The 14582-nt window shown below is 47.7% G+C and carries 19 protein-coding genes and 3 tRNA genes; 16 read left to right on the top strand and 6 right to left on the bottom strand.

The genetic code is table 11. The features are described from left to right. Positions 1 to 26 precede the first annotated feature (26 nt). The 6 genes from fliZ to sdiA all read left to right on the top strand — a co-directional run bounded on the left by fliZ (position 27) and on the right by sdiA (position 4940). Complete coding sequence (gene fliZ, locus A1WG_RS00345; RefSeq protein WP_024191890.1) at positions 27 to 578, top strand: flagella biosynthesis regulatory protein FliZ; 552 nt, start codon at positions 27 to 29, stop codon at positions 576 to 578. An 87-nt stretch (positions 579 to 665) separates the two neighbouring features. Next, positions 666 to 1466 (top strand): cystine ABC transporter substrate-binding protein, encoded by an 801-nt coding sequence (tcyJ, locus tag A1WG_RS00350; RefSeq protein WP_000779811.1) that lies wholly within the window; start codon positions 666 to 668, stop codon positions 1464 to 1466. A gap of 104 nt (positions 1467 to 1570) precedes the next feature. Next, positions 1571 to 2557 (top strand): D-cysteine desulfhydrase, encoded by a 987-nt coding sequence (gene dcyD / locus A1WG_RS00355; protein WP_001128252.1) that lies wholly within the window; start codon positions 1571 to 1573, stop codon positions 2555 to 2557. Between the two features lie 14 nt (positions 2558 to 2571). Further along, on the top strand, positions 2572 to 3240 hold the full coding sequence (tcyL, locus tag A1WG_RS00360) for a cystine ABC transporter permease (RefSeq protein ID WP_001158227.1): 669 nt from the start codon (positions 2572 to 2574) through the stop codon (positions 3238 to 3240). Continuing rightward, a complete protein-coding gene (tcyN, locus tag A1WG_RS00365) occupies positions 3237 to 3989 on the top strand; it encodes an L-cystine ABC transporter ATP-binding protein TcyN (RefSeq protein ID WP_001516561.1) in 753 nt (250 codons plus the stop codon). The genes tcyL and tcyN overlap by 4 nt, the downstream gene beginning before the upstream one ends. Before the next feature lie 228 nt (positions 3990 to 4217). Continuing rightward, the gene (sdiA, locus tag A1WG_RS00370; RefSeq protein WP_001154282.1) at positions 4218 to 4940 is read left to right on the top strand and encodes a quorum-sensing transcriptional regulator SdiA; all 723 of its coding nucleotides are present in this window, start codon (positions 4218 to 4220) and stop codon (positions 4938 to 4940) included. Between the two features lie 66 nt (positions 4941 to 5006). Here sdiA and yecF read toward each other — a convergent pair whose 3' ends face one another. Together yecF and A1WG_RS24795 are read right to left on the bottom strand one after the other, a co-directional pair. Next, a complete protein-coding gene (gene yecF / locus A1WG_RS00375; protein WP_000106471.1) occupies positions 5007 to 5231 on the bottom strand; it encodes a DUF2594 family protein YecF in 225 nt (74 codons plus the stop codon). Continuing rightward, positions 5218 to 5358 (bottom strand): hypothetical protein, encoded by a 141-nt coding sequence (locus A1WG_RS24795; protein ID WP_228929308.1) that lies wholly within the window; start codon positions 5356 to 5358, stop codon positions 5218 to 5220. The genes yecF and A1WG_RS24795 overlap by 14 nt, the downstream gene beginning before the upstream one ends. Before the next feature lie 332 nt (positions 5359 to 5690). On the opposite strand from A1WG_RS24795, the gene uvrY reads away from it, so the two are divergent. From uvrY to yecA, 7 genes are all read left to right on the top strand, one after another. Further along, positions 5691 to 6347, top strand: a complete 657-nt coding sequence (gene uvrY, locus A1WG_RS00380; RefSeq protein ID WP_000611331.1) for a UvrY/SirA/GacA family response regulator transcription factor — start codon at positions 5691 to 5693, stop codon at positions 6345 to 6347. After that, on the top strand, positions 6344 to 8176 hold the full coding sequence (uvrC, locus tag A1WG_RS00385; protein WP_000116020.1) for an excinuclease ABC subunit UvrC: 1833 nt from the start codon (positions 6344 to 6346) through the stop codon (positions 8174 to 8176). Before uvrY ends, uvrC begins: the two co-directional genes overlap by 4 nt. A gap of 56 nt (positions 8177 to 8232) precedes the next feature. Next, on the top strand, positions 8233 to 8781 hold the full coding sequence (gene pgsA, locus A1WG_RS00390) for a CDP-diacylglycerol--glycerol-3-phosphate 3-phosphatidyltransferase (protein ID WP_001160187.1): 549 nt from the start codon (positions 8233 to 8235) through the stop codon (positions 8779 to 8781). 151 nt (positions 8782 to 8932) lie between these two features. After that, positions 8933 to 9008, top strand: a tRNA-Gly gene (locus tag A1WG_RS00395). A 53-nt stretch (positions 9009 to 9061) separates the two neighbouring features. After that, a tRNA-Cys gene (locus A1WG_RS00400) sits at positions 9062 to 9135 on the top strand. Between the two features lie 12 nt (positions 9136 to 9147). Next, positions 9148 to 9234 (top strand) — tRNA-Leu (locus tag A1WG_RS00405). A 194-nt stretch (positions 9235 to 9428) separates the two neighbouring features. Next, on the top strand, positions 9429 to 10094 hold the full coding sequence (gene yecA / locus A1WG_RS00410; protein ID WP_000847906.1) for a UPF0149 family protein YecA: 666 nt from the start codon (positions 9429 to 9431) through the stop codon (positions 10092 to 10094). Between the two features lie 56 nt (positions 10095 to 10150). Here the strand turns inward: yecA and tyrP are convergent, their stop codons facing one another. Further along, positions 10151 to 11362 (bottom strand): tyrosine transporter TyrP, encoded by a 1212-nt coding sequence (tyrP, locus tag A1WG_RS00415; protein ID WP_000797551.1) that lies wholly within the window; start codon positions 11360 to 11362, stop codon positions 10151 to 10153. Between the two features lie 190 nt (positions 11363 to 11552). On the opposite strand from tyrP, the gene A1WG_RS00420 reads away from it, so the two are divergent. Continuing rightward, positions 11553 to 11792, top strand: coding sequence for a YecH family metal-binding protein (locus tag A1WG_RS00420; protein WP_000443798.1), 240 nt, complete (start codon positions 11553 to 11555; stop codon positions 11790 to 11792). 37 nt (positions 11793 to 11829) lie between these two features. On the opposite strand, the gene ftnA is transcribed toward A1WG_RS00420, so the two are convergent. Together ftnA and yecR are read right to left on the bottom strand one after the other, a co-directional pair. Next, positions 11830 to 12327 (bottom strand): non-heme ferritin, encoded by a 498-nt coding sequence (ftnA, locus tag A1WG_RS00425; RefSeq protein WP_000917208.1) that lies wholly within the window; start codon positions 12325 to 12327, stop codon positions 11830 to 11832. 178 nt (positions 12328 to 12505) lie between these two features. Then, the gene (yecR, locus tag A1WG_RS00430) at positions 12506 to 12829 is read right to left on the bottom strand and encodes a YecR family lipoprotein (RefSeq protein ID WP_000681531.1); all 324 of its coding nucleotides are present in this window, start codon (positions 12827 to 12829) and stop codon (positions 12506 to 12508) included. Positions 12830 to 13092: 263 nt separating this feature from the next. On the opposite strand from yecR, the gene azuC reads away from it, so the two are divergent. Beyond that, positions 13093 to 13179, top strand: coding sequence for a stress response protein AzuC (gene azuC / locus A1WG_RS24415; RefSeq protein ID WP_010723106.1), 87 nt, complete (start codon positions 13093 to 13095; stop codon positions 13177 to 13179). A 112-nt stretch (positions 13180 to 13291) separates the two neighbouring features. After that, positions 13292 to 13543, top strand: a complete 252-nt coding sequence (yecJ, locus tag A1WG_RS00435; RefSeq protein ID WP_000082115.1) for a DUF2766 family protein YecJ — start codon at positions 13292 to 13294, stop codon at positions 13541 to 13543. An 84-nt stretch (positions 13544 to 13627) separates the two neighbouring features. Here the strand turns inward: yecJ and A1WG_RS00440 are convergent, their stop codons facing one another. Next, a complete protein-coding gene (locus A1WG_RS00440) occupies positions 13628 to 14131 on the bottom strand; it encodes a non-heme ferritin-like protein (RefSeq protein WP_000246123.1) in 504 nt (167 codons plus the stop codon). Between the last annotated feature and the right edge of the window lie 451 nt (positions 14132 to 14582).

Genomic DNA, 14582 nt, shown 5'->3' with positions numbered 1-14582 from the left:
TTAATTTTGAATACCAGGAGTTCTTAATAATGATGCAGCACCAGAAAAGGCGGCCATTAAGCCGCTATCTTAAAGATTTTAAACACAGCCAGACTCATTGCGCATATTGCCGTAAATTACTCGATCGCATTACCCTGGTTCACGATGGCAAAATAGTCAATAAAATCGAGATTTCCCGTCTTGATACGCTGCTTGATGAAAATGGCTGGTATGAGGAACAAAAATCATGGGCAGCGTTATGCCGTTTCTGCGGTGATTTACACTGCAAAACCCAGAGTGATTTTTTTGATATTATCGGCTTTAAGCAGTTTCTTTTTGACCATACTGAAATGAGCCCCGGTACAGTGCGCGAATATGTGGTTCGTCTACGTCGTTTGGGTAATTATTTAAGCGAACACGATATTTCCTCTGACCTGTTGCAGGATGGTTTTCTTGATGAAAACCTCGCACCCTGGCTGCCCACCACCAGCACCAATAATTATCGCATCGCATTACGTAAGTACCAGTGTTACCAGATGCAAACCCGCGGCGACCTTGCGCAGAAATCCCCCAGTCTGTCAGCTTCTGATATATATTAAATAAGAATAAGATGTAGCAGAGTTGTTTTTGTGTCTACGAACAATGGCTCTACACTGCAAACCAACATAACAACATTCGGGGTGAATATGAAATTAGTACATCTGGGGCGTCAGGCGTTGATGGGTGTTATGGCCGTGGCGCTGGTTGCGGGTATGAGCGTGAAAAGTTTTGCCAACGAAGGCCTGCTCAATAAAGTAAAAGAGCGAGGCACTTTGCTGGTAGGACTGGAAGGGACTTACCCGCCGTTTAGCTTTCAGGGCGATGACGGTAAATTGACTGGTTTTGAAGTGGAGTTTGCTCAACAACTGGCAAAACATCTGGGCGTTGAAGCCGCATTAAAACCGACCAAGTGGGATGGTATGCTGGCGTCCCTGGATTCTAAGCGCATCGATGTGGTGATTAATCAGGTTACCATCTCAGATGAACGTAAGAAAAAATACGATTTCTCTACCCCTTACACCATTTCCGGTATTCAGGCGCTGGTGAAAAAAGGTAATGAAGGCACAATAAAAACCGCAGACGACCTGAAAGGTAAAAAAGTTGGCGTTGGTTTAGGCACCAACTATGAAGAGTGGCTGCGTCAGAATGTTCAGGGTGTTGATGTGCGCACCTATGATGATGACCCGACCAAATATCAGGATCTGCGCGTAGGTCGTATTGATGCCATCCTGGTTGACCGTCTGGCGGCGCTGGATTTGGTGAAGAAAACCAATGATACGCTGGCAGTAACCGGCGAAGCCTTTTCCCGCCAGGAGTCAGGTGTCGCGCTGCGTAAAGGCAACGAAGACTTGCTGAAAGCAGTCAACGATGCCATCGCAGAAATGCAAAAAGATGGAACCTTGCAAGCTCTTTCCGAAAAATGGTTTGGTGCTGATGTGACCAGGTAATCAGCATAATGACAAAAAAGGGCGCTTTAATCGGCGCCTTTTTTATTTAAGCGTTTTCAGCGTGCATAATAACAATATCACAACAACAGACATCGGAGGCTTTTATGCCACTGCATAATTTAACTCGTTTTCCACGGTTGGAGTTTATCGGCACACCGACACCGCTCGAATATCTGCCACGTTTTTCTGATTATCTCGGTCGGGACATTTTCATCAAACGGGATGACGTCACCCCGTTGGCAATGGGCGGAAATAAGTTACGCAAACTGGAATTTCTCGCAGCAGACGCCTTGCGCGAAGGTGCTGACACACTGATTACAGCCGGAGCGATTCAGTCTAACCATGTGCGCCAGACTGCCGCAGTGGCCGCAAAACTTGGTCTGCATTGCGTGGCGCTGCTGGAAAATCCCATTGGCACTACTGCAGAAAATTATTTAACCAACGGCAACCGCTTGTTGTTAGATCTCTTCAATACCCAGATTGAAATGTGCGACGCGCTGACCGATCCCAATGCCCAACTGGAAGAGCTGGCGACTCGCGTCGAAGCACAAGGCTTTCGCCCATACGTCATTCCGGTTGGCGGTTCCAATGCTTTAGGCGCGTTGGGCTATGTGGAGAGCGCGCTGGAAATCGCGCAACAGTGTGAAGGGGCGGTTAATATTTCTTCGGTGGTGGTGGCGTCGGGCAGTGCCGGAACGCATGCCGGGCTTGCAGTAGGGCTGGAACAACTGATGCCAGAAAGCGAACTGATTGGCGTGACCGTGTCACGTTCCGTTGCTGACCAGTTGCCAAAAGTGGTTAGCCTGCAACAGGCAATCGCGAAAGAGCTGGAATTGACCGCGTCAGCAGAAATTTTACTCTGGGATGACTACTTTGCCCCTGGCTACGGCGTGCCAAATGACGAAGGCATGGAAGCGGTGAAACTGCTGGCGCGGTTGGAAGGCATTCTGCTTGATCCTGTGTATACCGGAAAAGCGATGGCGGGGCTGATTGATGGCATCAGTCAGAAACGCTTCAAAGACGAAGGGCCGATTCTGTTTATTCATACTGGCGGCGCACCTGCGCTGTTCGCCTATCATCCTCACGTCTAGCTCCGGAAACGCTCATGCAAGAAAGTATACAACTGGTTATTGATTCTTTGCCGTTCCTGCTAAAAGGGGCTGGGTATACGCTGCAACTCAGCATCGGCGGTATGTTTTTCGGTTTGCTGTTGGGGTTTATTCTCGCGCTGATGCGCCTGTCACCCATATGGCCCGTACGCTGGCTGGCGCGTTTTTACATCTCCATTTTTCGCGGTACGCCGCTCATTGCACAACTGTTTATGATCTACTACGGTCTGCCGCAGTTTGGCATTGAATTAGATCCGGTTCCGTCAGCGATGATTGGACTGTCACTGAACACCGCCGCCTATGCTGCCGAAACGCTGCGGGCAGCGATTTCGTCTATTGATAAAGGTCAGTGGGAGGCGGCTGCCAGTATTGGCATGACGCCGTGGCAAACTATGCGTCGCGCAATTTTGCCGCAGGCGGCGCGGGTGGCTCTGCCGCCGCTGTCGAACAGCTTTATCAGCCTGGTGAAAGATACCTCACTGGCCGCGACGATTCAGGTGCCGGAACTGTTTCGTCAGGCGCAGTTGATAACCTCGCGTACTCTGGAAGTGTTCACCATGTATCTGGCGGCTTCGCTCATCTACTGGATTATGGCGACAGTGTTATCGACGCTGCAGAACCATTTTGAGAATCAACTAAATCGCCAGGAGAGAGAGCCAAAATGAGTGCCATTGAAGTTAAAAACCTGGTGAAAAAATTCCACGGTCAGACGGTGCTGCACGGTATCGATCTGGAGGTCAACACCGGCGAAGTGGTGGCAATTATCGGCCCGAGTGGTTCCGGCAAAACCACGTTGCTACGCAGCATAAATTTGCTGGAACAGCCAGAGGCGGGGACCATCACCGTTGGCGATATTACTATTGATACCGCACGTTCGTTAAGTCAGCAAAAATCGCTGATTCGCCAGTTGCGCCAGCACGTCGGGTTTGTGTTCCAGAACTTTAATCTGTTCCCGCATCGTACGGTGCTGGAAAACATTATTGAAGGGCCTGTGATCGTTAAAGGCGAACCGAAAGAAGAGGCCACGACACGCGCCCGCGAACTGCTGGCGAAGGTCGGGCTGACGGGGAAAGAGACCAGCTATCCGCGTCGTTTGTCCGGCGGTCAACAGCAACGTGTGGCGATTGCGCGTGCGCTGGCGATGCGCCCGGAAGTCATTCTGTTTGACGAACCTACCTCGGCGCTGGATCCGGAGCTGGTGGGCGAAGTCCTGAATACCATCCGCCAACTGGCACAGGAAAAGCGCACGATGGTCATTGTGACGCACGAAATGAGCTTTGCTCGTGACGTTGCTGACCGCGCGATCTTTATGGACCAGGGGCGGATAGTTGAGCAGGGGCCAGCAAAAGCGTTATTTGCTGATCCGCAGCAGCCCCGTACCCGCCAGTTCCTTGAGAAGTTTCTGTTGCAATAATAAGAAAAAATCAGCCCCGTCGGCTTTCCAGACGGGGCGAGAACGCGCTCTCAATCTGGTGAATTGCTTAACAAATCAGCATAACTTATTAATAACATAAAAGAATGCTATGTCTTGCAAAAGTAATTCATTGTCTGAATAATATAAATTATATATAAATCTTATTTATGTGATAGTTTGAGTTATCAATATAAATGATACTCACTCTCAGGAGCGTTGCGGTTAACTATGCAGGATACGGATTTTTTCAGTTGGCGTCGCACGATGCTGTTACGTTTTCAGAGAATGGAGGCCGCGGAAGAGGTCTACCATGAAATAGAGCGGCAGGCTCAACAACTCGAGTACGATTTCTATTCATTATGTGTGCGTCACCCGGTGCCATTCACGCGACCGAAAGTGGCCTTCTACACCAATTACCCGAAATCATGGATTAGTTATTATCAGGCAAAAAACTTTCTTGCCATTGATCCGGTGCTTAACCATGAAAACTTCAGTCAGGGGCATTTATTGTGGAATGATGACTTATTTAGCGAAGCGCAGCCGCTATGGGAAGCCGCGCGTGCACATGGTATACGCCGTGGTGTCACTCAGTATTTAATGCTGCCAAACCGGGCGCTGGGTTTTTTGTCCTTTTCCCGTAGTAGTACGCGTGAAATACCTGGCCTTAGTGATGAACTGCAATTAAAAATGCAGTTATTGGTGCGCGAAAGTCTGATGGCGTTGATACGCTTAAATGATGAAATAGTGATGACGCCAGAGATGAATTTCAGCAAGCGGGAAAAAGAAATTCTGAAATGGACCGCGGAAGGAAAAACGTCAGCAGAGATAGCGATGATCTTGTCAATCTCTGAAAATACGGTCAATTTTCATCAGAAAAACATGCAGAAAAAAATCAATGCACCGAATAAGACACAGGTTGCCTGCTACGCTGCTGCAACTGGCTTAATATGACATCAATTACATTCTGCGTGCCAGATGCAAAACCGGCTGAAAGGCGCGCTTTCAGCCGGTTTTATATTACTGACGGTAGGCTTGTTTAATTTGCTTAACCGTTTTGGAAAATATTGCAGCCTGGGTTTCGTCTTCGATCAGCGCAAGCTGTTTTTCCATCTTTAACATCACGCGGCCCGCGTCAGCTTGTCCCATCGCCTGCAGCATCAGCGTCAGCATCGCTTTCAGGCAGGAGACTTCATTTGCCAGATCTTGATTATTCTCGGCAGTAGAAAAATCAGGCGTACTCATTTATTTTCCTCGTCATGTTGCAATAAAAATTTGCGGTGAAAAATGTTAAGGCGGCGGAGTATACCATAAGCTTTGCTAAAAATATTAGTGGTTGTTTTTTGTGCGCTGTATCGTCAACTATATTAATTCAGTCAATATAATGACCAATAAATATTTTTATCATGAATGTTTTTTGCACGTATTGTTCGGGTTAATTAATGTTACATATTCATACCGCTGATTTTTCATTTGTGCTGAATAAAGTCAATTTTTGTCACATCTCGCCGTTGGTTGTGCTGTGAAACGAACCGGCAAACCTTTGATGACGGGCGTGATCATAACTGTGGACAATCGAATTTACAAAAACGAGAGAAAAATCGAATACCCACCATTTTTAACGTTTCAAAGTTGCAATAAAACCCGCTAATATACTAATGACTAACTATCAGTAGCGTTATCCCTATTTCTGGAGATATTCCTTTGATCAACGTTCTACTTGTTGATGACCACGAACTGGTGCGCGCAGGGATACGACGCATTCTGGAAGATATAAAGGGTATTAAAGTTGTCGGTGAGGCATCCTGCGGTGAAGACGCCGTTAAGTGGTGCCGGGCAAATACCGTTGACGTTGTGCTAATGGACATGAGTATGCCTGGCATTGGTGGTCTTGAGGCGACGCGTAAAATCGCCCGCTCGACAGCCGATGTCAAAATCATCATGCTTACGGTTCATACCGAAAACCCTTTACCAGCGAAAGTGATGCAGGCCGGTGCCGCGGGCTATCTCAGCAAAGGCGCAGCCCCGCAGGAAGTCGTGAGCGCGATTCGTTCTGTTTATTCAGGGCAGCGTTATATTGCTTCTGACATTGCTCAACAAATGGCGTTAAGCCAAATCGAACCAGAAAAAACAGAAAGCCCGTTTGCCAGTTTGTCGGAACGTGAATTGCAGATTATGCTGATGATTACCAAAGGCCAGAAGGTCAATGAGATCTCAGAACAGCTTAATCTCAGCCCGAAAACGGTGAACAGCTATCGCTACCGTATGTTTAGTAAATTAAACATACATGGCGATGTTGAGTTGACTCACCTGGCAATTCGCCATGGTCTGTGTAATGCGGAGACATTAACAAGTCAGTGAGTGTTCAGTTTGACGCAAAAGCGTTTTTAAAAACCGTAACCAGCCAGCCGGGCGTTTATCGCATGTATGATGCTGGTGGTACGGTTATTTATGTCGGCAAAGCGAAAGACCTGAAAAAACGGCTTTCCAGTTATTTCCGTAGCAACCTCGCTTCGCGCAAAACCGAAGCGTTGGTCGCCCAGATCCAGCAAATCGATGTCACGGTTACCCACACCGAAACAGAAGCGTTATTGCTGGAGCACAACTACATTAAACTCTATCAACCGCGTTACAACGTTCTGTTACGCGATGATAAATCTTATCCCTTTATCTTCCTGAGTGGCGATACCCATCCGCGTCTGGCTATGCATCGCGGCGCGAAACATGCCAAAGGTGAATATTTCGGCCCGTTCCCAAACGGTTATGCCGTGCGTGAAACCCTGGCGCTGCTACAAAAAATTTTCCCGATTCGCCAGTGTGAAAATAGTGTTTATCGCAACCGCTCGCGTCCGTGTCTGCAATATCAGATAGGGCGTTGTCTGGGGCCGTGCGTTGAAGGGCTGGTGAGTGAAGAAGAATACGCCCAGCAGGTAGAGTATGTGCGCCTGTTTTTATCCGGCAAGGACGATCAGGTGCTTACCCAACTGATTAGCCGCATGGAAACAGCCAGCCAGAATCTGGAATTTGAAGAGGCTGCACGTATTCGCGACCAAATCCAGGCGGTGCGGCGCGTAACCGAAAAACAGTTTGTCTCCAATACTGGTGATGATCTTGACGTTATTGGCGTGGCGTTTGATGCAGGCATGGCTTGTGTCCACGTCCTGTTTATTCGTCAGGGCAAGGTGCTCGGTAGCCGTAGTTATTTCCCGAAAGTACCTGGCGGTACGGAATTGGGCGAAGTGGTGGAAACTTTTGTCGGCCAGTTCTATTTACAGGGTAGTCAGATGCGCACTTTGCCGGGTGAAATCCTGCTCGACTTTAATCTTAGCGATAAAACGCTGCTTGCCGATTCTCTTTCGGAACTGGCGGGGAGAAAGATTAACGTTCAGACCAAACCACGTGGCGATCGGGCACGTTACCTGAAGCTGGCGCGCACCAATGCGGCGACTGCGTTAACCAGCAAACTTTCGCAGCAATCTACTGTTCACCAGCGTCTGTCTGCGCTTGCCAGCGTGTTGAAACTGCCGGAAGTGAAGCGGATGGAGTGTTTTGATATCAGCCATACCATGGGCGAACAAACAGTCGCTTCGTGTGTGGTGTTCGATGCTAACGGCCCGCTGCGAGCGGAGTATCGACGCTATAACATTACTGGTATTACGCCGGGCGATGATTATGCGGCGATGAATCAGGTGCTGCGTCGGCGTTACGGAAAAGCTATCGACGACAGTAAGATCCCGGACGTGATCCTTATCGACGGCGGCAAAGGACAGCTTGCGCAGGCGAAAAATGTTTTCGCTGAGCTGGATGTCTCATGGGATAAAAACCATCCGCTGTTACTTGGGGTAGCGAAAGGGGCCGATCGTAAGGCTGGTCTGGAAACGCTGTTCTTCGAGCCGGAAGGAGAGGGATTCAGCCTGCCGCCAGATTCACCTGCGCTGCATGTCATCCAGCATATTCGCGATGAATCACACAATCATGCGATTGGTGGTCACCGCAAAAAACGGGCAAAGGTCAAAAATACCAGCACCCTGGAAACCATCGAAGGTGTCGGGCCAAAACGCCGGCAAATGTTGTTGAAATATATGGGCGGTTTGCAAGGTTTACGTAACGCCAGCGTCGAGGAAATTGCAAAAGTGCCGGGTATTTCGCAAGGTCTGGCAGAAAAGATCTTCTGGTCGTTGAAACATTGATGTCTCTGTAGCAACATAGGGGTAATCTTACTGACAACAGATAGTTACCCGTCATTATGCAATTTAATATCCCTACGTTGCTCACACTGTTCCGTGTCATCCTTATCCCATTCTTTGTATTGGTTTTTTATCTGCCTGTTACCTGGTCACCGTTTGCTGCTGCGCTCATTTTCTGTGTCGCAGCGGTGACTGACTGGTTCGACGGTTTTCTGGCGCGTCGCTGGAACCAGAGTACCCGGTTTGGTGCTTTCCTTGATCCAGTAGCAGATAAAGTGCTGGTAGCCATCGCTATGGTGCTGGTAACAGAACATTACCATAGCTGGTGGGTGACTTTACCGGCAGCAACGATGATTGCCCGTGAAATTATCATCTCCGCGTTGCGCGAATGGATGGCTGAATTGGGTAAACGCAGCAGCGTGGCCGTATCCTGGATCGGTAAAGTTAAAACTACTGCTCAAATGGTAGCGTTGGCCTGGCTGTTATGGCGCCCGAACATTTGGGTTGAATACGCTGGTATTGCACTTTTCTTTGTGGCAGCGGTACTGACTTTGTGGTCAATGTTGCAATATTTGAGCGCTGCGCGTGCAGATTTGCTTGATCAGTGATCGTTTCGACGCAAAATTCAGCAAACGATCAAAACTGGTGAAAAATATCGTTGACTCATCGCGTCAGGTAAGTAGAATGCAACGCATCGAACGGCGGCACTGATTGCCAGGCGATAATAAAATCAAGTGATTAGCTGATTGCTTGATGAATGCGGGAATAGCTCAGTTGGTAGAGCACGACCTTGCCAAGGTCGGGGTCGCGAGTTCGAGTCTCGTTTCCCGCTCCAGTTTAAAAGACATCGGCTTAAGCGGGTGTCTGGCTGAAAAGTCTGAAGAATTTGGCGCGTTAACAAAGCGGTTATGTAGCGGATTGCAAATCCGTCTAGTCCGGTTCGACTCCGGAACGCGCCTCCACTTTTTTCCCGAGCCCGGATGGTGGAATCGGTAGACACAAGGGATTTAAAATCCCTCGGCGTTCGCGCTGTGCGGGTTCAAGTCCCGCTCCGGGTACCATGGGAAAGATAAGAATAAAATCAAAGCAATAAGCAGTGTCGTGAAACCACCTTCGGGTGGTTTTTTTGTGTCTGCAACTTGTCGTTACACCCCTCTTATTTTTAATCACCGGGTAATCCACGCAAAAAGTATCTCTCTGCCAGACCGACATGTAAGATAGGCGCTGGCGAGTCGAGATCCACAAGGAAAAGCGTATGAAAACTGGACCGTTAAACGAAAGTGAGTTGGAATGGCTGGATGATATCCTGACCAAATACAACACTGAACACGCCATCCTTGATGTGGCTGAGCTGGACGGTTTATTGACGGCGGTGTTGAGTTCTCCGCAAGAAATTGAACCAGAACAGTGGCTGGTTGCTGTCTGGGGCGGGGCGGATTATGTGCCGCGCTGGGCGTCAGAAAAAGAGATGACGCGCTTTATGAATCTGGCTTTTCAACATATGGCCGATACCGCAGAACGTCTGAACGAATTTCCTGAGCAGTTTGAACCGTTGTTTGGCCTGCGAGAAGTTGACGGTAGCGAGCTGACGATTGTTGAGGAGTGGTGCTTTGGCTATATGCGTGGCGTTGCCCTCGCTGACTGGTCGGCATTGCCTGATTCGTTAAAACCGGCGCTTGAGGCGATAGCTCTACACGGTACAGAAGAAAACTTTGCGCGGGTAGAGAAGTTGTCGCCAGAAGCATTTGAAGAAAGCGTAGAAGCCATTCGACTGGCAGCGCTTGATTTACATGCTTACTGGATGGCGCATCCGCAGGAAAAACCTGTTCAGCAACCGATCAAAGCAGAAGAAAAGCCGGGCCGTAACGATCCTTGTCCGTGCGGCAGTGGTAAGAAATTTAAGCAGTGTTGCCTGCATTAAGAGGGCATATTGGGTGCTGGAGATGTTTCCGGCACCCAACGTTGTTATCAAGGCGATTATCCCACTTCGGGTAACAATCCTGCCGCAATCAAAAATTGCACACCAATCACGCCAATGCCGCAGAGAAACACTAACACCAGCGCCGGACGGCCACCTTTCACTCGATAAGCAGCTTGTGGATTATGCTTTCTGCTCTGCCAGGTCAGCAGGGAAGGGATAATTAACGCCAGCACCGCCAGCGCCACACCGGCGTAACCCAGCGCCATCACAAAGCCACGTGGGTAAAACAGCGCAAACGCCAGCGGCGGCAGAAAAGTAATTGCACCAGTTTGCAGTCGCCCTCCAACGGTATTTGAACGCTGAAACAAATCTGCCAGATAATCAAATAAGCCTAACGCTACGCCGAGAAAGGATGTTGCGAGGGCTAAGTCAGCAAATAAATGCACCGCCAGTTCGACATGCGGTGAGGCCACCACTTCGCGTAACGCCTGTAACAGTCCGTTTAACCCGGCATGATTAGCCAGCAGCCCCATAAAGGTTGTTGAATCAATGCTGCCCAGCGTCGCCAGTTGCCAGAAGATATACGCCACCAGAGGGATCGCACTACCAGTAATAAACACCCAGCGCAGCTTGCGAATGTTGCCATCCATATAACTAACGATGCTCGGCACACTACCGTGGAAGCCAAACGAGGTAAAAATTACCGGGATCGCAGACAACGCAAGTCCTTGTTGCAGCGGCAGGGTTAAAAGATTCATTTTATGAATATGCGGCAACAGCAGTACCAGCATCACCACCAGAAAAATAATTTTGGCGCTAAACAGAAAGCGGTTAAACAAATCGACCAGCGACGTCCCGACACAAACCACACCACCGGCAACAAAAGTGAACAACAACACGCCAGCGGTTGCCGACACTGGAATGCCTGTCCAGTCGCTGATGCTGGAGGCAAGTAATTCACCTGCACCGCTGATGTACGCCGCCGTCAGGGCATACATTAAAAACATCATACTGAAGCCAGTCAGCCACTGCCCATAACGCCCCAGATAGCGCTTTGCCAGCGTGCCCAGACCGGTGTCTGCCGGGACATGCTGGTACACCTCCAGCAGTAACAGCGCTGTGTAGCACATCAATGCCCAAAGCCCAATCAATAAGATTAACGTGACGCTAAAACCGACACCTGCCGCTGCCAGCGGCATTGCCAGCATACCCGCGCCAATTGTGGTTCCTGCCACGATAAAAACACTTCCCAGAGTTCTGTTTTTCACGCTTTCTTCTGTCCTGACGATCTTTATAAGTGATATCTGCGGCGCAGGTTAAGGCATTCTACATTTTTCGTCAAATCGACGTTACATTAGATGTAAATAAAACTGTACGATAAAATGCATTCAGAACTGCGCTGGCGCAAAGCCTTGATGAGCGGCTATCGCTACGCTATGCCTTTTTTGAGGAGGAACGATGGAATCTATTCACGGTCATGAAGTGTTAAATATGATGATTGAATCAGGTGAGCAATATACGCACGCCAGTCTGGAGGCGGCGATTAAAGCGCGTTTTGGTGAACAGGCGCGTTTTCATACCTGCTCAGCAGAAGGGATGACTGCGGGCGAGTTGGTGGCGTTTCTGGCGGCGAAAGGTAAATTTATTCCCAGCGAAGAAGGGTTCTCAACCGATACAAGTAAAATTTGCCGTCACTGATATGCAACGGCGGCAGAAAATCTGCCGCCGGAGAAGATTAGTTTTGCGTGTCGAGGGTAGAGAGTTCTTTATCGATGAAATAAAGACCTTCGCCGCTTTTACCTGCCAGGCTTAATTTATCAATAATTGATTTGAACAATTTCTCTTCTTCATGTTGCTCAGAAACATACCATTGCAGGAAATTAAATGTCGGGTAATCCTGATTGGTCATGGCAGCATGAGCCAGTTCGTTAATTTTCTGCGTGATTAATTGTTCATGCTTATAAGTTTCCTGGAATAATTCATCAAGTGAAGAATATTCAGCAAACGGGGATTCAACAGTATTAATACGCGGTAAGTTTCCGGTATCGGTCAGATAGTCAAACAGACGCTGCATATGCGTCATCTCTTCCTGGGCGTGACGGCGCAGAAACGCGGCCGCGCCTTCAAAGGTATGGTAGCTGCACCAGGCGCTCATTTGTTGATAAAGCAGCGAAGAGTACAGTTCCAGGTTCATCTGCTCATTGAGTTTTTCAATCATTTCTGGTTTCAGCATGATAGTGCTCCACAAAGGTTATTTTTGTTTCTGTGGCGCCACTATAATTTGTTATTTTATTATTTGCAAAAGGTAAAATATTAAATTCAATTATTAAAAATACGAATGGGAATAAAACGCATTACTGCTATTTATGGCATCAATTAACCAGCGAAGCCTCCCTCGCTGATTAAGGTCTTTATTGATAAGTCGAGGGTATTAAAATTTGGCACTGATACGACAGTGTAAATTCCGTATTCAGACATAACGACCCCGCAAACACACTACAGTTACTTACAGGTTGCCCAAATGCAATGGCGCGGGTAAACCCTGCCTGCTGACATGCACGTTGCGCTATTTCCTGATTGAGATAGCTGTCAGTACGGGCGTTTTGTAAAAATGCCTGATCGTAAACGAGGCGCACAATACCGCTCGTGGCGTTGACTTCGCTCAATTGAGCCTGACGAGTTACGGTGCAGCCCGCTAATGTTAAAAGTGAAAGAACAATTATCAGATGTTTCATGTCACTGCCTGAAGAGGAAGAAGAAACAGGTATTGTACTTGCGGATACGACCAGGCTATGGACAGAAAAGACGACGTATCGGTGCTATTCCTTGCTTTTTCCAGAGGTCAGACAGTTAGCGGTGACTTTATGGTTATCATTTTTATAACATTAAAGGGGTATTTATGTGATTCAGGTCACATAAAGATTGATTTTTGTGATGATTGTCATATTATAAGTGCAAAGACGATAACACCTGCATAACAAATGGTCGGAGTGCCGCGATGAAACTGCGCAAAATCCTGAAAAGTATGTTTAATAACTATTGCAAGACGTTCAAAGATGTACCGCCAGGCAATATGTTCAGATAACAAGAAACCTGCTCCGGCAGGTTTTTTGTATCCTGAGGACGGTGGATGTGACTATCGCTGAAGAAGTGAAGCCGCTACTATATCGGCTTTCAAATGCTATCAGGAGTTTACAATGTCCCAGCCGCTGAATGCCGATCAGGAACTGGTTTCTGATGTTGTCGCTTGCCAGTTGGTGATCAAACAAATTCTCGACGTACTCGATGTGATTGCACCTGTTGAGGTTCGTGAAAAAATGTCTGGCCAGTTGAAGAATATTGATTTTACTAACCATCCCGCCGCAGCCGATCCGGTTACGATGCGTGCTATCCAGAAAGCTATCGCATTGATTGAACTCAAGTTTACCCCACAAAGTGAATCCCATTAAAAAAACCGCTGCTTCAAGAGTATGAAGCAGCGGTTTTCTCAACAATTTTTATATCCGGCGCGTGATTTAAGGCGTCGATTTTTATTAGTGTATCTGATGCGACACAACATTAAGAACATGCTGGTCGGTCTGGACAGGGCACATACCGGCACGTTTCGCGCTGCGTACTTCATCAAGAATGGTTTGCAGTAACAGGCCATCGTGCTGCTGTTCTTTTTCCAGATCGCGCAGGAAATCGACGGTTGAATCATCATTCAATTCTTTAGCTTCATCGGCTAATTGTGCCAGCTTGCTTGAACGCTGCTCGTATTCTTCCATCGTTTTTTGGAAGAGTTCTTCCAGAGAGTTAAGCTTTTCACCTGGCACATCAATAGCTTTAACGATGGGCGTCGCGCCGATACTTTTCATAAAATTAAACATGCGCATCATTTGGGTCACGTTACTCTGTGCCTGGGCGCGAAGGAAAGTAGCGGTGCCATTCAGACTTTGTTCAGAACACCAGTTGCTCAGGTGAAGGTAGAGATTGGATGCGTAAAACTCGCGGTTCATTTGGGTGTTGAGTTTGAGAAGCATTCCAGTGGTTGCCATACCTAATATCCTTATATCCAGAAGACGTGAGGTGCAAGATGAATCAAAACACCGTAATTACTGTTTGCAGAATAATTCCTTTCTGCATGTCCGAAATGTGATCGTGGAGTCAATTCTGACGATGATCTGAAATAAGCATAACGTCTGAACGAATATAAGAAAATCCTTAAATCACCAAGTTTATAATTTTTTACATTTCATTGATAAGAGCAATGGGTTTGCAATAATTGTCAATGCTGTGCATTTGTGTATCTCATTGATATTAAATTAAAATATTAATGACATGATGACGATGTGATATTTTAAAACTTTTCCTGACTATGAGAGGTGGCTCTCATTATCGATTTACTCTTAATTAATGATGGTGGTGATAATTAACGCCGAAATGAATTTTGTACAAGCGCTTACCCATTTTACTATTCAGCTTAAAATGGACAGACTTCTGTCCGGT

This window comes from Escherichia sp. KTE96 (assembly GCF_000408525.1).
Classification (GTDB): domain Bacteria; phylum Pseudomonadota; class Gammaproteobacteria; order Enterobacterales; family Enterobacteriaceae; genus Escherichia; species Escherichia marmotae.
Note: the sequence above shows the minus strand (reverse complement) of the source record. Positions and strands in the feature narration are given on the sequence as shown.